This window comes from Acidovorax sp. SUPP3434 (assembly GCF_030159015.1).
Lineage (GTDB): Bacteria > Pseudomonadota > Gammaproteobacteria > Burkholderiales > Burkholderiaceae_C > Paracidovorax.
The window spans coordinates 1-17,389 of sequence record NZ_BQXL01000008.1 but is presented as its reverse complement, the minus strand read 5'-3'; the positions used below and the strand labels follow the sequence as shown (position 1 = coordinate 17,389).

Below are 17,389 nucleotides of genomic sequence, written 5' to 3'. Positions count from 1 at the left end.
TGCCATGAACAAGCTCTTCATTCTTACCGCCGTGGCTTCAACGCCTCTACTGGCCGCCTGCGGCAAGCCCGCGCCCATCGAATCCGTCGAATCGCTCGTGGTGAATCCTGAGCGCTTGAAGGAACTGCGTGCACAGTGCAAGGCTGACCATGCCACGGTCGGCGATGCGCAGTGCAACGCAGTGGCCGAGGCCACGCGTCGGCGCTTCTTCGGGAGCGGTGGCCCGTCGTACACGCCGCCCGCTTCATCGCCAGCGTCGCCGGCGCCGAAGGAATAGCCGTGCAGGATGTGGCGGTCATCGACCGGTTCCTCGACGTCTTCTCACGCTACATCGATTCCGGCTTCGGGCTGCTGCGCGGCGAGGTGGCCTTCCTCACGGCCACGCTGATCGCAATCGACATGACGCTCGCAGGCTTGTTCTGGGCGATGAGCCATGCCTCCGGCCAGGGCGATGACGTGATCGCCAAGCTGATCAAGAAGGTGCTGTACGTCGGAGCCTTCGCCTACATCATCGGCAACTTCAACAGCCTGGCGGGCATTCTCTTTCGGTCCTTCGCCGGCCTGGGCCTGACAGCTTCGGGTTCGGGGATGAGTCAGGCGCAACTGCTGCAGCCGGGCCAGCTCGCCAAAGTGGGCATCGACGCCGGCCGGCCGATCATGGAGCAGATCGGCACCATGACGGGGTTCCCGGAGGTGTTCGCGAACCTCGACACCGTCGCGGTGCTGTTCCTCGCATGGCTCGTCTTGATCGTGGCGTTCTTCGTGTTGGCGGTGCAGCTCTTCGTCACGCTGATCGAGTTCAAGCTGACCACGCTAGCGGGCTTCGTGTTGGTGCCCTTCGCGCTGTAGAACAAGACCTCATTCCTGGCTGAAAAGGTCCTGGGCAACGTGGTGTCGTCGGGGATCAAAGTGCTGGTGCTCGCGGTGATCGTGGGCATCGGCTCTGGCCTGTTCGCAGAATTCACAGTGCCACCAGGTGCGGACCCGAGCATTGACCATGCGCTGGTGATCATGCTGGCATCGCTGGCGATGCTCGGATTGGGGATCTTCGGCCCGGGGATCGCGACGGGGCTGGTATCTGGTGCGCCGCAGTTGGGCGCGGGCGCTGCGGCGGGCACCGCGATGGGTGCAGCAGGTCTGGCCGTGGCTGGAGGTGCGGCCGTGGCTGGCGCCGGTTCCGCAGTCGCGGCGGGTGCGCGTATGGCGCCCGGCGCGGCGCAGGCGGCCATCAGCGGCGGCGCGACCGCGGCGCGCTCGGCCAGCGCCCTGGCCAGCGGAGCGAAGTCTGCCTACCAGACGGGCGCTGCCGCATCGGGCGGTAGTGGCGTGCGTGCTGCCGGTGCCGGACTCGCCAGCGTCGCAAAAGCCGGGGCGGGTGCAGCCGGCCAGCGCGTCGCTTCCAACGCCAAGGCCGTCAAAGACCACGCTGCGAGCTTCGTGGCCGATGCTGCCGCGCCTGCCTCTCCTTCTGCATTCGCCTCTGGTTCAGCTGCCGAAGGCAGTGCATCGGCCCCTTCCGCAGCAGAGCCCGCATGGGCGCAGCGCATGCGCCGCAAGCAGCAGATGACCCAAGCCGCGACGACCGCAGCCCACGTGCTGCGCTCGGGCGACCACGCCGGTGGTGGCGTCAGTCCCAGTCTGCGGGACAGCTCCAACCTCTGAACCCTTTTTGAAAGGAAACACTGTGCGTTTCAAACGACCCCAGGTGCGGTACTCGGACACGCCCGAGCCCGTCACCCCCTATCAAGCCGCCGCGCAGGTCTGGGACCAGCGCATCGGCGACAGCCGCGTGCAGGCGAAGAACTGGCGCTTGATGGCCTTCGGCACTCTGTCGCTGGCGCTGCTGATGGCTGGCGGGCTGGTCTGGCGCTCTGCGCAGTCCATCGTCACGCCCTATGTCATCGAGGTGGACAACGCCGGTCAAGTGCGCGCCGTGGGCGAAGCGGCTGCGCCGTACAAGCCGGCCGATGCGCAGATCGCGTTTCACCTGGCGCGCTTCATCGGCGACGTGCGGTCGCTCTCCATCGACCCGATCGTTGTCCGCCGGAACTGGCTCGAAGCCTACGACTACACGACCGACCGCGGTGCCGCGACGCTGAACGATTACGCACGGACCAACGATCCATTCTCTCGCATCGGGCAGAGCTCGGTGGCCGTGGAAGTGACCAGCGTGGTCAGGGCCAGCGATGCCTCGTTCCAGGTTCGCTGGATCGAGCGCAGCTACGCGAATGGATCGCCTTCGGGCACCGAGCGCTGGACGGCGGTGCTGTCCGTAGTGCTGCAGCCGCCACGCACCGAAGAGCGGCTGCGCAAGAACCCACTGGGCATCTACGTCAACGGCCTGTCCTGGAGCCGTGAACTCGAAGCAATGCAAGGAGCAAAACCGTGAAGACTCATTTCAGTAGAACCGTATCGAGCTTGTTCCTGATCACCGCGCTGGCGACTGCTGCGGGCTGCGCCACGCAGGGCAACCCGCCGCCGGTGATTTCGCTCGATGAACCCGTGGCCGTCGCTGCGAAGGTCTTGCCTGAGCCTGCGAAGCCCATCGAAGTGGTGGCTGTTCCAGAGCCCTTGCCGTTGCCCGAGCAGATGAAGGCGCTGCCGACCGAGACGGAATTGAAGCCGGCGCAAGAGCCGGCCGACGACAAGGTGCGTGTCTCCCGCGCGAATGAGGAAGCCCGCATCGCGCCGACGCGCGAGGGGTACGTGAATGCGATCCAGGTCTGGCCCTACGCGGACGGAGCGCTGTATCAGGTGTACACCAGCCCGGGTCGTGTCACCGTGATCGCGCTGCAGGAGGGTGAGGAATTGGTGACGGTCTCCGCCGGCGATACCGTGCGCTGGATCGTCGGCGACACGGCCAGTGGCGCTGGCACTACCCTGCGCGTCAACATCCTGGTGAAGCCAACGCGGATCGGCTTGAAGACAAATCTCGTCGTCACCACGAACCGACGCACCTACCTGCTGGAGCTTTCCTCGACGCCGCAGGCCTGGATGGCTTCGGTGTCGTGGGACTACCCGAAGGATCGGATGCTTGCGCTGCAGAAGCAGGCGCGCGAAGCTCAGGCGGCCACGCCGGTGGACTCGGGCCTGTCGCTGGAGCAGATCAAGTTCCGCTATTCGATCTCGGGCGACGGGCCCTCGTGGAAGCCGCTGCGTGCGTTCGACGACGGGCAGCGGGTCTACATTCAGTTCCCGGGCGGTATCGCACAGGGCGAATTGCCCCCGCTGTTCGTAATCGGGTCCCAAGGGGACGGACAGCTCGTGAACTACCGCTTCCGATCGCCGTACTACGTCGTTGATCGGCTCTTCGGTGCTGCCGAACTACGGCTGGGCGGGTTCAAGGGCGGCAAGGCCGAGGTCGTACGGATCGAGCGCACTGATGGCGCTCAACGCGGGAGCGGATCGTGAGCGAGGCCGGCGCAGCATCCGTCAAGGCCGATCCTGAAACGCTGGCGCTGCGCGCGCAGCCGCGCCCTGTCGTTCGCCTGAATCGCCGCGTGCTGGCAGTAGGAGCCGGCACGCTCGCCGCGGCGGTGCTGGGCGGCACGCTGTGGTCGTTGCAGTCTCAGCAGCGCTCCCGCGCTCCTGCGAATGAGCTGTTCAACGTCGATCGCATTGCGAAGTCAGAGAGCCTGGACCGGCTGCCGAAAGACTATGCGGCAATTCCGCCAGCGCCGAAGGCTGCACCGCCCGTTCTGGGCGAGCCGTTGCCGGGGGATCTCGGGCCCGCCATCGTGAAATCGCAGCAGCCGATGGAACAGCGGATGGCGTCGCCTGGTACCGATCCCGCGCAGCTGGCCGCCGAAGAAGCGGCGCGGTCGTCGGTGTTTTTCCGGGGGGCCGGAAGCGGGGCCGGCGGCGCCAGGCAGGTAGCTGCCGCTCCATCTACAACATCAGTGGCCAATCCGAATGCAGGCATTGCCGCTCCGAACCAGAATCCGTTCAATGCAACGGCCGGCGGCATGCTGCCCGCGGTGCCGACCGATCCGACTGCAGCGCAGAACAGGCAGGATTTGAAAGAGGCCTTCCTGACGAAAGCGGGAGACGGGGCGACGCGCAATCCAGGAAGTCTGCAACTGCCCGCATCGCCGTACCAGGTGATGGCGGGCACCGTGATTTCTGCAGCGCTGGTGACGGGGATCAATTCGGATCTGCCGGGGCAGGTAATCGCCAACGTGACGGAGGCGGTCTACGACACCGCCACGGGGCGGCATCTGTTGGTCCCGCAGGGCTCGCGGCTGATTGGGCGCTACGACAGCCAGGTTTCCTTCGGCCAACGGCGCTTGCTGCTGGTGTGGACGCGGCTGATCCTGCCAGACACGTCGTCTGTGGCGCTGGACCGTTTGCCCGGAATCGATCCAGCGGGCTATGCCGGGCTCGAGGATGGCGTCGACTGGCACTGGGACCGCATCCTGGCCGGCGCGGCGCTGTCGACGCTACTAGGCGTGGGAGCAGAGCTGGCAGCGCCGGAGAGTCGTACGGACCAAAACGGTGACCGAACGGTGATCGCCATTCGGGAAGGCACGCAGGACTCGATCAACCAGGTCGGGCAGGAGATCACAAAGCGCAACGCGAGCATCCAGCCCACGCTGACCATCCGTCAGGGGTTTCCGATGCGAGTGATGGTGAGCAAGGACTTGGTGCTGCGGCCGTACCAGCCATTGTTCTTCGTGCCAGGAGTACCGCAATGAGCGCAGCCAAGCTCCGCCTTGGACCATTGCCGAGGGCAACGACGGTGAGGCTTGCTGTGACCATGCCTGCCGACCTGAAGGACATGCTCGACCGTTATGCGGCTCAGCATTCACAGGCCTACGGCGAGCCGGTTGACGCAGCTTCTCTCATTCCGCACATGCTGGAAGCCTTCATGGCACGCGATCGCGCTTTCAGCAGAGCCGCGGGCAAGCGACCGCCGCCCCAAACTACGACCGGGCACGCTGCAGCAGGTTCTTGATAGATGTCGGCTCCTGCACGATGAGGGCATCAACAGTTGCAGTGCAATCAGCGTGACCGGACTTCCGTGACGCTGTGGCACGGATGGAGTCGATCATGAGAAAAGGCGAAGAGTCAGCCGCTGTCGGAGTCTTTCACCGCAGGCACGTCGAACGCTTGCAGAGCCCCGAACAGCGACCCCAATCGGAGGTTCCAAGCGCCGTGTCCTTCCGGCGCACGATCCGACGGACGGAACTGCACAAGATGGTGCCGCTCTCCGGCACCACTATCTACGACATGGAGCGTCGAGGCGAGTTTCCGCGCCGGTTCAACCTGACCTCGCGCTGCGTGGTCTGGGATCTTGCAGAGGTCGAGGCCTGGATCGAGACACGCCGCCAGGTCTCGGACGCCGCGCAGATGAAGCGTGCGCCCTCCCCCGACGTGCGGCAGCGCAAGCGCCGTCCGGTCAAAGCAATGCTTGCGTCGTGATGACCTTCATCGACGGCGGCAGCAAGGTGGGCGTGTGGGACTTGCCTGCCACCCAGGCGTCGATCATGTCCGCCCACTCTTGCAGCATGTGCCGGCGCTGCTCGGCGTACTCGGCCTTGTTGTAGACCCCGCGCGACGAGCGGCCGTCTTCGTGGGCGAGGCACTTCTCGATCCAGTCGCTGTTGAAGCCCAGTTCGTTCAGGATGGTTGAGCCGGTACGACGCAAGTCGTGCACGGTGAATCCATCCAATGGCAGGCCCTTCTCCTTTGCCCGCGCAGCCACCAGTTGCGTCACACGGTTGAGGGTCGCATTGGACATGCACTTGTCGGGCTCGTAGCGCGAGGGCAGCACGAACCTGGAACCGCCAGCGCAGGTACGCAGCGCGACCATGATGTCGAGCGCCTGCTGCGACAGATAGACGTTGTGCGCCTTGGAACCTTTCATGCGCTCCTTGGGGATGGTCCACAGCGCGTTCTCGAAGTCGATCTCGTTCCAGGTGGCATGGATCAGCTCACCCTTGCGCACGAGGGTAAGCAGGATGAGCCGGAGTGCCAGGCGGATGGTCGGGTACGACGCCACCGTTTCCAATTGATGGTGCATCAGTCGGATTTCGACGGGAGACAAGGCGCGGTCTTTCGGCACGAAGGTCGCGATTGAGGATGGCCCCACGTCGTCGGCCGGATTGGCCACCTTTTCGCCGTGCAGGATGGCAAACCCATAGATTTGCTTGACGATGTCTCGCACGTGGACAGCCGTGGCCGGTGCGCCCCTGCCCTTGACCTTGTTGCAAAGGTCGCGCAGGTCGTCCGAAGTGATTTCGGTCAGGAGGCGGTTCTTGAACACGGGCAGGATGTCCCGGTCGAGGATGCTTTTGCGCATCGAGCGAGTGCTGTCGGCCATCCTGGCGCCCTTCGCCCACCTGTCGGTAAATTCCTGAAAGCTCTTGGCCTCAGACAGACGGCGCTTTTCGCGCTGCTTCTCCTGCGCCGGAGATTTACCGTCAGACACCGCGCGCCGGGCGTCTATGCACCTCTCGCGGGCCCTGGCCAACGACAAGCCGTCAGCTCCATAACGTCCGATCGTCAGAGTTTCACGGCGGCCGTTCATGCGGTAGTCGTAGCGGAAGGTGACAGTGCCGACCGGCGACACAGTGACGTACATCCCGTCCCGGTCGGTCACCTTGTAGAGCGCGGCCTTGGGCTTGAGGTTCTTGAGCGCGGTGTCGGTGAGCATGCGTTCTCCTGGGTGAGAGCGCCTTTACCGTCAAGCACGCTCAAACTTCAAACACGCCCGGAACCCGCATGAAACCTAGCTTTTCGCCTTATTTTTTACCGTCATGCGTCGAAACAGGCTGACGGTACAAATTTTAGACCAGTGGAACGAACTTTGGCTACCGACAGATCAACCGACAACTTGAGTCGCTTGCCACCAATCGTTGTCGATAGATGTTGATGATAAAACATTTATAAATCAACAACTTACGTCTCTTTAGCGATATTAGTTGATTGTCCGCGAAGTGCGGCAAATCATTCCCACTCAATCGTCGCTGGCGGCTTGCTGGAGACGTCGTAAGTCACTCGATTGATCCCGCGCACCTCATTGATGATCCGTCCGGACACTTTCTTGAGCAAGGCGTAAGGCAGCTCTGCCCAATCCGCGGTCATGAAGTCACTGGTTTGCACGGCGCGCAGGGCCACCACGTAGTCATACGTGCGCCCATCGCCCATGACACCCACGCTTTTCACGGGCAGAAATACGGTGAAGGCCTGACTGGTCAACTCGTACCAGCTCTTGCCAGTGCCTGGATCGATGAAATTGCGCAGCTCCTGAATGAAGATGTCGTCGGCACGCCGCAGTAGACCGGCGTATTCCTTCTTCACTTCGCCAAGAATGCGCACGCCCAGGCCCGGCCCGGGGAATGGATGGCGGTACACCATTTCGGGCGGTAGCCCGAGGGCGACGCCCAGTTCGCGCACCTCATCCTTGAACAGATCGCGCAGCGGCTCCAGCAGCTTCAAGCCGAGCTGCTCAGGCAGACCGCCGACGTTGTGGTGGCTCTTGATGGTGACGGCCTTCTTGCTCTTGGCGCCACCCGACTCGATCACATCGGGATAGATCGTGCCTTGCGCGAGGAAGGTGGCACCCTTGTGGCCCTTGTCTCCCGCCTTCAGTTTGGCGGCCGCTTGCTTGAACACCGTCACGAACTCGCCGCCGATGATCTTGCGCTTGGCTTCCGGGTCGTTCACGCCTGCCAGCTTGCCCAAGAACAGATCGCTCGCATCGACGCGGATGACATTCGCATGCAGCTTGCCCTGGAACATCTCCATGACCAAGTCGCCTTCGTTCAGACGCAGCAGGCCGTGGTCCACGAAAACGCAGGTCAGCTGATCGCCGATGGCGCGGTGAATCAGCGCGGCGGCCACCGAGGAATCGACCCCACCGGACAGCCCCAGGATGACTTCTTCGTCGCCCACCTGGTCTCGGATTTTCTGGACCGCTTCGGAGATGTAGTCCCCCATGATCCAGTCGGGACGCACGCCGCAGATACCGAGCACGAAACGCTCCAGCAGCGCCTTGCCCTGCACGGTGTGCGTGACTTCCGGGTGAAACTGCACCGCATAAAACTTGCGCTCTTCATCCGCCATCCCGGCGATGGGGCAGCTCTCGGTGCTGGCCATGAGCTTGAAGCCCGGGGGCAGCTCCGTGACCTTGTCGCCATGGCTCATCCACACATTGAGCATGCCGTGGCCTTCTTCCGTGGTGAAGTCGGCAATGTCGCGCAGCAGCTCGGTGTGGCCCCGTGCACGCACCGCCGCGAAACCGAACTCGCGCTTGTGCCCGCCCTCGACCTTGCCGCCCAGTTGGTGGGCCATGGCCTGCATGCCGTAGCAGATGCCCAGGACGGGAACGCCCAGTTCGAACACGGCTTGCGGGGCCTTGTCGGTGGTGTCCTCGTACACGCTGGCATGGCTGCCGGAGAGGATCACCCCTTTGAGCGAACCGTCCTTGGCATATTCGCGGATCCATTCATCCGTGACATCGCAGGGGTGTACTTCGCTGAGCACATGCGCCTCGCGCACTCGGCGCGCGATGAGTTGGGTGACCTGGGAGCCAAAATCGAGGATGAGGATTTTCTGGTGTTGCATGGCAGGCGACGGGGGGAGGAAAAAACAAAGGCCCGAACACCGCAAGAAGGGTTCGGGCCTGTGGTGGCGACAAGATCAGTCGGCGCGGTAGTTGGGCGCTTCCTTCGTGATCTGCACATCGTGGACATGGCTTTCGCGGATGCCTGCGGTGGTGATCTCGACGAACTCGGCCTTGTTGTTCATTTCTTCGATCGTGGCGCAACCGCAGTAACCCATGGCGGCGCGCACGCCGCCCGCCATCTGGAACACGATGGAGACCATCGACCCCTTGTAGGGCACACGGCCTTCGATGCCTTCCGGCACCAGTTTGTCCGCATTGGGGTTGCCCGTGCTGGATTCCTGGAAGTAACGGTCCGCACTGCCCTGCTGCATGGCGCCGATGCTGCCCATCCCGCGGTAGCTTTTATAGCTGCGGCCCTGGAACAGGATGACCTCGCCCGGCGCTTCTTCGGTGCCGGCGAACATGCCGCCCATCATCACGGCGCTGGCGCCGGCCGCCAAGGCCTTGGCGATATCGCCGGAGTAACGGATGCCGCCATCGGCGATGAGAGGCACGCCCGTGCCCCGGAGCGCCGTGGCCACGTTGTCGATGGCCATGATCTGCGGCACGCCCACACCCGCCACGATGCGGGTCGTACAGATGGAGCCTGGGCCGATACCGACCTTGACACCATCGGCGCCGGCTTCCACCAAGGCTAACGCGGCAGCGCCCGTGGCAATGTTGCCGCCGATCACGTCGATCTGCGGGTAGTTCTGCTTGACCCAGCGCACCCGGTCGATCACGCCCTTGCTGTGGCCGTGGGCCGTGTCCACCACGATGGCATCGACTCCGGCCTTCACCAGCGCTTCCACGCGCTCTTCCGTGCCCTCGCCCACGCCGACAGCCGCGCCGACGCGCAGGCGGCCAGCGGCATCTCGCGCGGCATTGGGAAAGCTGGTCTGCTTGGTGATGTCCTTGACCGTGATCAGGCCCTTGAGCTCGAACGCGTCATTGACCACCAGCAGCCGCTCGAGCTTGTGCTTGTTGAGCAAGGCCTTCGCCGCGGCGGGAGAAGTGCCTTCCTTCTCGTTGACCGTGATGAGCTTGTCGCGCGGCGTCATGATTTCATGCACCTTGACGTCGTAGCGCGTTTCAAAGCGCAGGTCGCGCCCCGTCACGATGCCGACGACCTTGCCACCGTCGCACACCGGAAAACCCGAGATGCCCAGTTGCTCCGACAGTTGCGACACCTGCAGCACGGTGTGCTCGGGCGTGATGACGACGGGATCGCGAACGACCCCGGACTCGTACCGCTTGACCTTGGCCACGTGGGCGGCCTGCTCCTGCGGCGTGAGGTTTTTGTGCACGATCCCCATCCCGCCCTCTTGCGCGATGGCAATGGCCAGGCGCGCTTCGGTGACCGTGTCCATGGCGGCGGACACCAGCGGCAGGTTCAGGGAAATATTGCGGGAGAGTCGCGTCGCGAGGGACGTGTCCTTGGGGAGGACCTGGGAGTACGCTGGCACCAGCAACACATCGTCGAAGGTGAGCGCTTTTCCAAGAAGGCGCATGAGAAAGCTCCAAAAAAAGGATTGTACCTGCGGGCCGTGCGTGTGCTCGCGTTGTGGCTTGGCAACCATGGCGCCAAGGGGCTTGGGCCGCTAAACTTGCATCGCATGAAAACCCCCCAGCTTCTTTTGGCCGCCCTCGCCTGCACGTGGGCCATGGGCGCTGCGGCGCAATGGCAGTGGATCGACAAGGACGGCCGCAAGGTCTTCAGCGACCGGCCGCCGCCAACGGAGATTCCGCAAAAGAGCATTCTCAAGCAGCCCGGCGGCAATGCGATCTCGGCCCGCCCGGTTGCCGTACCGCCTGCGGCGGATGGGGCGTCTGCCGCCATGGCGGCAGCCAGTGCGCCACGCCCCAGCGGGAAAGACAAGGAACTGGAAGAGCGCAAGGCCCAGGCCGACGCGGCAGAGGCCGCCAAGAAGAGGGCCGACGAGGAGCGCCAGGCCAAGCTGCGGGCCGAAAACTGCGAGCGGGCACGGCAATCCAAGGCAGCGATGACATCCGGCCAATTGTTCAGCCAGACCAATGCACAGGGAGAGCGCGTGTTCATGGACGAATCCGCCAAGGCCGCGGAGGCCCGCCGCGCCGACAGTGTGATCGCGTCCGAGTGCGCGCCGCGCTGAGCCGGGCAGAACCCGGCACGGTCACTGGATGACCACCCGCAAGGGCATGTCAAATACCCCCGTGCCCGCCAGCCCTCAATAGCCGGCCTTCGCACCCGGCCGGCGCTGCGCGAACAGGCCGGTGGACCGGGCCCCCTGGCGGGCGAAACGCTCGCGCCGCGCCACCTTGGGGTCCACCACCAAAGGCCGGTACAGCTCCACCCGGTCCCCGTCCTGCAAAACCTGGTCGGGCGCCGCCGCCCTGCCCCATACGCCGCAGGCGCTGTCGCCCGCAGCCAGCCCGCAGGCCTTCAATGCATCGGCCAGGGTGGCCCCCCTGGGCAACGGCAAGACCCGCTCCACGGTTGATCGGGGTGCCGAGGAGTGCACCACCGTCACCGTCAGCCACTCCACCGCCGCCCCAACAGCGGATGTGTCCGGCCTGTCAGCCATACACCTGCTCGGCGCGCTGGATGAACGCGTCCACCATCGTGCCGGCAATGCGATCGAAAACCGGCCCGACCAAGGCCGCCAGCGCCACGCTGTCGAAACCATAGTTCAGCGTCAGCTCGACCTTGCAGGCGCGCTGCGAGCCGTCTCCCACGGGATGGAAAACCCAGTCGCCGTCCAGTTGCGAAAATGGCCCCTTGACCAGGCGCATCTGAACGCGGCGCCCGGCCTCCTGCGTGTTGCGCGTGACAAATGTCTTGCGCAGCCCGCCCAGCGCGATGCCGACCTCGGCCGTCATGCCTTGCGCGTCCTGGTCCAGCACGGCCGCGTGGTCGCACCAGGGCAGAAACTCCGGGTACTTGGCCACATCGGTGACGAGGGCGAACATTTCCTCGGGGCTGTACCAGATCAGGACGGACTTGTTGACGTTTTTCATGGATGAAGCAAGGCGCCCAGGGCAAAGGGCCGGATGCCCTACGGAGGGCCTGGAGCGCGTGGGCCTAAAATCTTGGAAGCGAGACGACAACGATTGTAGGGAGGGCTTTCATCTCCCGGTTTGCGCCGCACCTATAACCCATGGCCAAAAAACCCGAAACACAGTCCCGCATCGCCGACAACAAAAAGGCAGCCTACAACTACTTCTTCGAGGAACGCTACGAAGCCGGCATGGTGCTGCACGGCTGGGAGGTCAAGGCACTGCGCGAAGGCAAGGTGCAACTGACCGACGGCTACGTCGTGATCCGCGAAGGCGAGCTGTTCCTGATCGGCTGCCAGATCAACGCCCTGAAGACCGCCTCGACCCACGTCAGCCCCGAGGCGGCGCGCACCAAGAAACTGCTGCTGCACCGGCAGGAGATCGATCGCCTGATCAACAAGGTCGAGCAAAAGGGGTACACGCTGGTGCCGCTCAACCTACATTGGAAGGATGGCCTGGTGAAGTGCGATTTCGCGCTGGCCAAGGGCAAGGCAGAACACGACAAGCGCGACACCATCAAGGACCGCGAAGGCAAGCGCGAGGTCGAGCGCGCCATGAAAAGCCGCCACCGGTAATTTTTTCGGCGGCGCCGGGAATAAAAGCGCATCCTTCGGTGTTCATCCAGGTGCAGGGCCGCATTTCGCGTCGCCCGCACCCGATCGACTGGAGACACCCATGATCCGCATCGCTTCCTCCGTGGCCACCGCTGCCTTTGCACTGGCGCTGGCCGGCTGCTCTTCCATGATGACGGCGCCGGCTGGCGTCCAGGCCAAGGACGGCGCACTGACCGGCCCCAACGGCATGACCCTCTACACCTTCGACCGCGATGCGACGGGCAGCGGCAAATCGGTCTGCAACGGCCCCTGCGCCACCAACTGGCCGCCGCTGATGGCCGGCAATGCCACCCCGACCGGCGACTACAGCGTGGTGCGCCGCGACGACGGCAGCAGCCAGCTGGCCTACAAGGGCAAGCCGCTGTACTACTGGGCCAAGGACGCCAAGCCAGGCGATCGCACCGGCGACGGCGTCAACCAGGTCTGGCACACCGCCAAGCCCTGATCCGGGACCGGCCCAGCGCCCGCTCCCATGGACCGGATCGTCGAGCACCTGCCCAGCCTGCGCCGCTATGCGCGGGCCCTGACCGGCAATGCCTGGGCCGCGGACGATCTGGTGCAGGACACGCTGGAGCGCGCGTGCCGCAAGTGGCTGCTCTGGCGATCGGGCAGCGATCTGCGGGCGTGGCTCTTCACCCTGATGCACCACCTGTACCTGAACCAGCAGCGCTCGGCTTCGGCCCTGCCGCTGCTGGACATCGAGGCCGTGCAGGACAGCCTTCAGGCCCCCGCACCCGCATCGGACGACGCCATCGACCTCGATCGCTGCCTGCAGCGCCTGCCCTCCGACCAGCGCGCGGTGCTGCTGCTGGTCACGCTCGAAGACATGGACTACGCGCAGACGGCCCGCGTGCTGCAGATCCCCGTCGGCACGGTGATGTCGCGCCTGTCCCGCGCCCGGGCACGGCTGCGCGAACTGATGCACGCGCCCGCCACAGCGCGCCCGGCGCCCGGTGACGCCCCGCCCGCGCTGCGCCGCATGAAGTGAGGACCCCATGGCCTCCCACGACGACACCCCCATTTCCGAGGACGCATTGCACGCCCTGACCGACGGACGGCTTTCGGCCGCGCAAGCCGAGGCCTTGCGCGCCCGCCTCGCCCGCGATGCCGAGACCCAGGCCACTGCAGCGGCCTGGCAGGCCCAGCGCGCGCAATTGCAGGCCCTGCATGCCGCCTGGGACGCGGCGCCGGTGCCGGACAGCCTGCGCCGCGCGGCCGGCCGCCTGGAGGCCGTGCGGGAGCGCGAGGCCCGCTGGTGGCGCCTGGGCGGCATGGCCGCCTCGCTGCTCCTCGCCTTCGGCCTGGGCTGGACCGTGCACGGGCAATGGCCCACCGACCACCGCGGCCAGGCCGCCGGCCGCATGGCCGATGCCGCACCCGCCGTCGCCCGCCGATTCGCGCAACAGGCCGCCGTGGCGCACGCGGTGTACCAGCCCGAGCAGCGGCACCCCGTGGAGGTGGCCGCCGCACAGCAGGAGCATCTGGTGCAGTGGCTGTCCAAGCGGCTCGGGCGGCCGCTCAGGATTCCCGTGCTGGCGGCCCAGGGGTACGAGCTGGTGGGCGGGCGGCTGCTGCCGGGAGACACGGGCGCACGGGCCCAGTTCATGTACCAGAACGCCGCCGGAGAGCGCGTCACCCTGTACCTCGGCGCCTTGGCGGCGGGCCAGCCCGGCGCCGCCGACACGGCTTTCCGCTTCGATGCGGACGGCCCGGTGCCCTGCTTTTACTGGACGGATGGCGGCTTCGGCTATGCGCTCAGCGGCGCCCTGCCGCGCGCCGCCCTGCTGGGGCTGGCGACGGCAGTGCATCCGCAGTTGTGATGGCCGCGCTCAGCGCAACGCGGCCAGCGGGTGGGCATGGGCCGGCCACGGGCTCTCGAAGAACGGTGCCACCATCTCCGGCGTCACGTCCTCGATGCGCGCCGGGCTCCAGCGCGGGGTGTGGTCCTTGTCCACCGCCAGGGCCCGGATGCCTTCGACCGTTTCGCTCTGGCCGGGGCGCAGGAAAAAGCAGTGGCGCACCATGTCGCGCTCCATGCGCAGATCGGCGGCCAGGTCCATGCGGCGGGCGCGGCGGATCTGCTCCAGCACCACGTGCAGCATGAGCGGAGAGCGTTTGCGCAAGGTGGCTGCCGCGGCGCGGGCCCAGTCGGTGCCGGAGGCCTCCAGGGCCGCCATGATGGCCTGGACGCTGTCCAACGCGAAATATCGATCGATTTCGGCCGATGCCCTAGTACTCATTGCCTCTTTTGCTACAAATTTAGTAGCAATCGATGCCTGCACCGCCGCTGCGTCGGTGAAGGACTCCGTGCCCAGCGCATCCCAGACCGCCGCCTGCCGATCGGACGGCAGGCATCCGTCGGCCAGGCCCAGCGCCACCGCATCGCTCGCGCCGATGGTGTCCCCCGTCAGGCCCAGCCATTCGCCGGCGTGCCCCGGGCAACGCGACAGGAAGTAGCCGCCCCCCACGTCCGGAAACAGGCCGATGGCCGTCTCGGGCATGGCCATCTTCGTGCGCTCGGTCACGATGCGCAGGCTGGCCCCCTGGCTGATGCCCATGCCGCCGCCCATCACGATGCCGTCCATGAACGCGATGTAGGGCTTGCCGTAGTGGTGGATCAGGTGGTTGAGCGCGTATTCCTCGGTGAAGAAATCCTCCAGCCTCGGATCGCCCTGGCTGCCCGCCTGGTGCAGAAAGCGGATGTCGCCGCCCGCGCAGAAGGCGCCGAACGGGCCTTCCTTGTTGCTGCCGCGAATGGCCACCGCCAGGATGCGCTCGTCGTCCTGCCAGGCCAGCAGGGTCTCCATGAGCGCGCGCACCATGCCCAGCGACAGCGCATTCAGTGCCCGGGGGCGGTTGAGGGTGATGAACCCCACCTGCCCGCGCACCTGGGCCAACACCTCTGCGGCCGCTGCCGTCGTCGTCTCCGTCATCGCTGTTCCTTTTTTCAATCGGTTCACGGTCTGAAAGGCCCGCTCGCACGCTGGCGGCCGGCCCGGGCGGAATCTTAGGGCCTGTGGCCCGCAGCGAATGTCAGGCGGTGGACAGGTGCCGGCACCTCGCACGCAACAAAGCACGCAGCGACGCACGAGAGCGCGTTTAAGGCCCGGCTAAGCCAGCCGCCCGGCGCGCGCGGCACACTGGCCATCTCCCCACAACGATCGCGCCCTCGATGCCCCATCCCCCGCTTGCCAAGACGTCCGCCTGGTCACTGATCCGCCCCTACTGGTTCTCGCAGGAGCGCTGGCCCGCGCGGGGCCTGCTGGCATTGATCGTGGCGATGAACCTGGGCATCGTGTACATCAACGTGCGCATCAACGCCTGGAGCGCGGACTTCTTCAACGCCCTGGAGGCGCGGGACACTGCCCGTTTCGGGCCCCTGCTGCTGCTGTTCACCGGGCTGGCGCTGGCCTACATCGTCCTGGCCGTGTATGCGCTGTACTTCAAGCAGATGCTGGGCTTTCGCTGGCGCCGGTGGCTCACGACCGACTACCTGCAGCGGTGGCTGCACGGCAACGCGTTCTACCGCATCGAGCGCGACCGGCTGGCCGACAACCCGGACCAGCGCATCGCCGATGACCTGAGCAGCCTGGCGACCACCACCCTCGCGCTGACGCTGGACCTGCTGTCCACGGTGGTCACCCTCGGTTCATTCGTTGTCATCCTCTGGTCGGTGGGCGGGCCGCTGCTGGTGCATGTGGCGGGCTACAGCGCCACCATTCCGGGCTACATGGTCTGGGCCGCTGCGGCCTATGCCCTGGTGGGCTCGGTCGCCATGCAGGCCTTCGGCCACCGCCTCGTGGCCGTGAACTACCGCCAGCAGCAGGTGGAGGCGCACTTCCGCTTCGGCCTGGTGCGGGTGCGCGAAAACGCGGAGCCCATCGCACTGTACGACGGCGCACGGGCCGAAGCCGCCCACTCCGCCACCCTGTTCGGCCGCATCCAGGACAACTGGCGGATGGTGATGCGCTACACCAAGCGCCTCACGCTGGTGAACTCGCTGTACACGCAGGTGGCCGTGGTGCTGCCGCTCGCGCTGGCGGCGCCCCGGTACTTCGCGGGCGCCTACAGCTTCGGGGTGCTGATGCAGATCAGCCGGGCCTTCGACACGGTGAGCGGGGCGATGTCCTGGTTCATCAACAGCTACGGCACGCTGGCGGAATGGCGCGCCACGGTGAACCGGCTGGCCGAGCTGCGCGACGTGCTCGCCACCGTGCCTGCCACGCCGTCCGAAGGAATCCAGTGGCGAGCCGGGGACGGCTCCGTGCTGGCGACGCACGGCCTGCAACTGGCCCTGCCCGGCGGCGCCACGCTGCTTCGCGTGCCCGACCTGCGCATCGCACCCGGCGAGCGCTGGCTGCTGCGGGGCCCCTCCGGTGCGGGCAAGAGCACCCTGCTGCGCGCGCTGGCAGGCTTGTGGGACTTCGGCAGCGGCATCATCGAGCGGCCGCGCGCGCGGATGCTCTTCGTGCCGCAGCGCAGCTACTTGCCGATGGGAAGCCTGGCCGATGCGCTCGCCTACCCGGACACGGCCGGCGAACACCCCGAAGCGCAGGTGCGCGAGGCACTGCAGGCGGTGGGGCTCGCACCGTTCAGCGGCCTGCTCGGCGAGGTGGCGCCCTGGGCCCAGCGCCTGTCGCCCGGCGAGCAGCAGCGCCTGGCCTTCGCGCGCGTGCTGCTGCAGCAACCCGAATGGGTGCTGCTGGACGAGGCCACCAGCGCGCTGGACCCGGCGGCCGAGCGCATGCTCTACACGCTGCTGGCCGAGCGCCTGCCTGCCGCCACGGTCATCAGCGTGGGCCACCGGGACGCGCTGGCCGACTTCCATGCGCGCGAATGCGTGCTGGCGCCGAGCCACGCACCGCAGGCGATCGCCACCTCCACCCTGCCTGGGCAGGGCGCCCCAGCCGGGGAGACCGCCCTGCCTGCCTGAGCCCTGGGGCACCGCAGGAAGGGCAACGAGAAAAAGAAAAAGGCACCTTGCGGTGCCTTTCTCGAAGCCAGTGACCCGTCCTGAATGAGGTTGACACCTTTCTGTTCATCAGAAAGGAAAGTCAAGTGGATCAATGGGTTAAGAGAACGCAGAAGGACTACACACTGGCCTTTAAGCTGGCGGTGGTGGATCAGGTAG

At 66.0% G+C, this 17,389-nt stretch carries 18 protein-coding genes and 1 pseudogene; 13 read left to right on the top strand and 6 right to left on the bottom strand.

The genetic code is table 11. From position 1 onward, the window contains the following. Positions 1–4: 4 nt before the first annotated feature. From AVKW3434_RS13845 to AVKW3434_RS13815, 7 genes and pseudogenes are all read left to right on the top strand, one after another. On the top strand, positions 5–277 hold the full coding sequence (locus AVKW3434_RS13845; RefSeq protein ID WP_284406307.1) for an EexN family lipoprotein: 273 nt from the start codon (positions 5–7) through the stop codon (positions 275–277). 2 nt (positions 278–279) lie between these two features. Continuing rightward, positions 280–1,662: pseudogene (gene trbL / locus AVKW3434_RS13840) on the top strand (P-type conjugative transfer protein TrbL). A 22-nt stretch (positions 1,663–1,684) separates the two neighbouring features. After that, positions 1,685–2,389: a conjugal transfer protein TrbF gene (gene trbF / locus AVKW3434_RS13835; protein WP_284406306.1), complete on the top strand. Its 705-nt coding sequence runs from the start codon at positions 1,685–1,687 to the stop codon at positions 2,387–2,389. Beyond that, the gene (trbG, locus tag AVKW3434_RS13830) at positions 2,386–3,411 is read left to right on the top strand and encodes a P-type conjugative transfer protein TrbG (protein ID WP_502869082.1); all 1,026 of its coding nucleotides are present in this window, start codon (positions 2,386–2,388) and stop codon (positions 3,409–3,411) included. The genes trbF and trbG overlap by 4 nt, the downstream gene beginning before the upstream one ends. After that, complete coding sequence (locus AVKW3434_RS13825; protein WP_284406305.1) at positions 3,408–4,694, top strand: TraB/TrbI/VirB10 family type IV secretion system protein; 1,287 nt, start codon at positions 3,408–3,410, stop codon at positions 4,692–4,694. The genes trbG and AVKW3434_RS13825 overlap by 4 nt, the downstream gene beginning before the upstream one ends. After that, a complete protein-coding gene (locus tag AVKW3434_RS13820; RefSeq protein ID WP_284406304.1) occupies positions 4,691–4,954 on the top strand; it encodes a DUF2274 domain-containing protein in 264 nt (87 codons plus the stop codon). The genes AVKW3434_RS13825 and AVKW3434_RS13820 overlap by 4 nt, the downstream gene beginning before the upstream one ends. Before the next feature lie 95 nt (positions 4,955–5,049). Beyond that, complete coding sequence (locus AVKW3434_RS13815; RefSeq protein WP_284406303.1) at positions 5,050–5,421, top strand: helix-turn-helix transcriptional regulator; 372 nt, start codon at positions 5,050–5,052, stop codon at positions 5,419–5,421. On the opposite strand, the gene AVKW3434_RS13810 is transcribed toward AVKW3434_RS13815, so the two are convergent. The 3 genes from AVKW3434_RS13810 to guaB form a co-directional block, all read right to left on the bottom strand. Then, positions 5,399–6,655 carry a tyrosine-type recombinase/integrase gene (locus AVKW3434_RS13810; protein ID WP_284406302.1) on the bottom strand — a complete coding sequence of 419 codons (1,257 nt, stop codon included), beginning with the start codon at positions 6,653–6,655 and terminating at the stop codon, positions 5,399–5,401. The genes AVKW3434_RS13815 and AVKW3434_RS13810 overlap by 23 nt on opposite strands. Positions 6,656–6,948: 293 nt before the next feature. Then, positions 6,949–8,568 carry a glutamine-hydrolyzing GMP synthase gene (gene guaA, locus AVKW3434_RS13805; RefSeq protein ID WP_284406301.1) on the bottom strand — a complete coding sequence of 540 codons (1,620 nt, stop codon included), beginning with the start codon at positions 8,566–8,568 and terminating at the stop codon, positions 6,949–6,951. 75 nt (positions 8,569–8,643) lie between these two features. Continuing rightward, positions 8,644–10,119, bottom strand: a complete 1,476-nt coding sequence (guaB, locus tag AVKW3434_RS13800) for an IMP dehydrogenase (RefSeq protein WP_272552260.1) — start codon at positions 10,117–10,119, stop codon at positions 8,644–8,646. Positions 10,120–10,224: 105 nt separating this feature from the next. Between guaB and AVKW3434_RS13795 the strand changes: the two genes are divergently transcribed. Then, the gene (locus AVKW3434_RS13795; protein ID WP_284406423.1) at positions 10,225–10,740 is read left to right on the top strand and encodes a DUF4124 domain-containing protein; all 516 of its coding nucleotides are present in this window, start codon (positions 10,225–10,227) and stop codon (positions 10,738–10,740) included. Between the two features lie 75 nt (positions 10,741–10,815). Here AVKW3434_RS13795 and AVKW3434_RS13790 read toward each other — a convergent pair whose 3' ends face one another. Both AVKW3434_RS13790 and AVKW3434_RS13785 read right to left on the bottom strand, forming a co-directional pair. Beyond that, positions 10,816–11,172 carry an RnfH family protein gene (locus tag AVKW3434_RS13790; protein ID WP_284406300.1) on the bottom strand — a complete coding sequence of 119 codons (357 nt, stop codon included), beginning with the start codon at positions 11,170–11,172 and terminating at the stop codon, positions 10,816–10,818. After that, a complete protein-coding gene (locus AVKW3434_RS13785) occupies positions 11,165–11,605 on the bottom strand; it encodes a type II toxin-antitoxin system RatA family toxin (RefSeq protein WP_272568720.1) in 441 nt (146 codons plus the stop codon). Before AVKW3434_RS13785 ends, AVKW3434_RS13790 begins: the two co-directional genes overlap by 8 nt. Positions 11,606–11,745: 140 nt before the next feature. On the opposite strand from AVKW3434_RS13785, the gene smpB reads away from it, so the two are divergent. The 4 genes from smpB to AVKW3434_RS13765 all read left to right on the top strand — a co-directional run bounded on the left by smpB (position 11,746) and on the right by AVKW3434_RS13765 (position 14,078). Then, a complete protein-coding gene (smpB, locus tag AVKW3434_RS13780; RefSeq protein ID WP_272568719.1) occupies positions 11,746–12,219 on the top strand; it encodes an SsrA-binding protein SmpB in 474 nt (157 codons plus the stop codon). A 100-nt stretch (positions 12,220–12,319) separates the two neighbouring features. Further along, positions 12,320–12,703, top strand: coding sequence for a COG4315 family predicted lipoprotein (locus AVKW3434_RS13775; protein WP_272568718.1), 384 nt, complete (start codon positions 12,320–12,322; stop codon positions 12,701–12,703). 27 nt (positions 12,704–12,730) lie between these two features. Further along, the gene (locus AVKW3434_RS13770) at positions 12,731–13,246 is read left to right on the top strand and encodes a sigma-70 family RNA polymerase sigma factor (protein ID WP_272569669.1); all 516 of its coding nucleotides are present in this window, start codon (positions 12,731–12,733) and stop codon (positions 13,244–13,246) included. A 7-nt stretch (positions 13,247–13,253) separates the two neighbouring features. Continuing rightward, positions 13,254–14,078, top strand: coding sequence for an anti-sigma factor family protein (locus tag AVKW3434_RS13765; protein ID WP_284406299.1), 825 nt, complete (start codon positions 13,254–13,256; stop codon positions 14,076–14,078). 9 nt (positions 14,079–14,087) lie between these two features. Here AVKW3434_RS13765 and AVKW3434_RS13760 read toward each other — a convergent pair whose 3' ends face one another. Then, a complete protein-coding gene (locus AVKW3434_RS13760) occupies positions 14,088–15,191 on the bottom strand; it encodes an enoyl-CoA hydratase/isomerase family protein (RefSeq protein WP_284406298.1) in 1,104 nt (367 codons plus the stop codon). A 239-nt stretch (positions 15,192–15,430) separates the two neighbouring features. Here AVKW3434_RS13760 and AVKW3434_RS13755 point away from each other — a divergent pair, with 239 nt between their 5' ends. After that, positions 15,431–17,191 (top strand): ABC transporter ATP-binding protein/permease, encoded by a 1,761-nt coding sequence (locus AVKW3434_RS13755; protein ID WP_284406297.1) that lies wholly within the window; start codon positions 15,431–15,433, stop codon positions 17,189–17,191. The last annotated feature ends 198 nt before the right edge of the window (positions 17,192–17,389 follow it).

Bases quoted from the DNA above. Each gene is read 5' to 3' on its own strand.
- AVKW3434_RS13765 (WP_284406299.1), top strand. From the start codon at position 13,254: ATGGCCTCCCACGACGACACCCCCATTTCCGAGGACGCATTGCACGCC.
- AVKW3434_RS13815 (WP_284406303.1), top strand. From the start codon at position 5,050: ATGAGAAAAGGCGAAGAGTCAGCCGCTGTCGGAGTCTTTCACCGCAGG.
- AVKW3434_RS13760 (WP_284406298.1), bottom strand. From the start codon at position 15,191: ATGACGGAGACGACGACGGCAGCGGCCGCAGAGGTGTTGGCCCAGGTG.
- AVKW3434_RS13845 (WP_284406307.1), top strand. From the start codon at position 5: ATGAACAAGCTCTTCATTCTTACCGCCGTGGCTTCAACGCCTCTACTG.
- guaA (WP_284406301.1), bottom strand. From the start codon at position 8,568: ATGCAACACCAGAAAATCCTCATCCTCGATTTTGGCTCCCAGGTCACC.
- guaB (WP_272552260.1), bottom strand. From the start codon at position 10,119: ATGCGCCTTCTTGGAAAAGCGCTCACCTTCGACGATGTGTTGCTGGTG.
- AVKW3434_RS13785 (WP_272568720.1), bottom strand. From the start codon at position 11,605: ATGAAAAACGTCAACAAGTCCGTCCTGATCTGGTACAGCCCCGAGGAA.
- AVKW3434_RS13820 (WP_284406304.1), top strand. From the start codon at position 4,691: ATGAGCGCAGCCAAGCTCCGCCTTGGACCATTGCCGAGGGCAACGACG.
- AVKW3434_RS13790 (WP_284406300.1), bottom strand. From the start codon at position 11,172: ATGGCTGACAGGCCGGACACATCCGCTGTTGGGGCGGCGGTGGAGTGG.
- AVKW3434_RS13775 (WP_272568718.1), top strand. From the start codon at position 12,320: ATGATCCGCATCGCTTCCTCCGTGGCCACCGCTGCCTTTGCACTGGCG.
- AVKW3434_RS13755 (WP_284406297.1), top strand. From the start codon at position 15,431: ATGCCCCATCCCCCGCTTGCCAAGACGTCCGCCTGGTCACTGATCCGC.
- AVKW3434_RS13810 (WP_284406302.1), bottom strand. From the start codon at position 6,655: ATGCTCACCGACACCGCGCTCAAGAACCTCAAGCCCAAGGCCGCGCTC.
- smpB (WP_272568719.1), top strand. From the start codon at position 11,746: ATGGCCAAAAAACCCGAAACACAGTCCCGCATCGCCGACAACAAAAAG.
- AVKW3434_RS13795 (WP_284406423.1), top strand. From the start codon at position 10,225: ATGAAAACCCCCCAGCTTCTTTTGGCCGCCCTCGCCTGCACGTGGGCC.
- AVKW3434_RS13770 (WP_272569669.1), top strand. From the start codon at position 12,731: ATGGACCGGATCGTCGAGCACCTGCCCAGCCTGCGCCGCTATGCGCGG.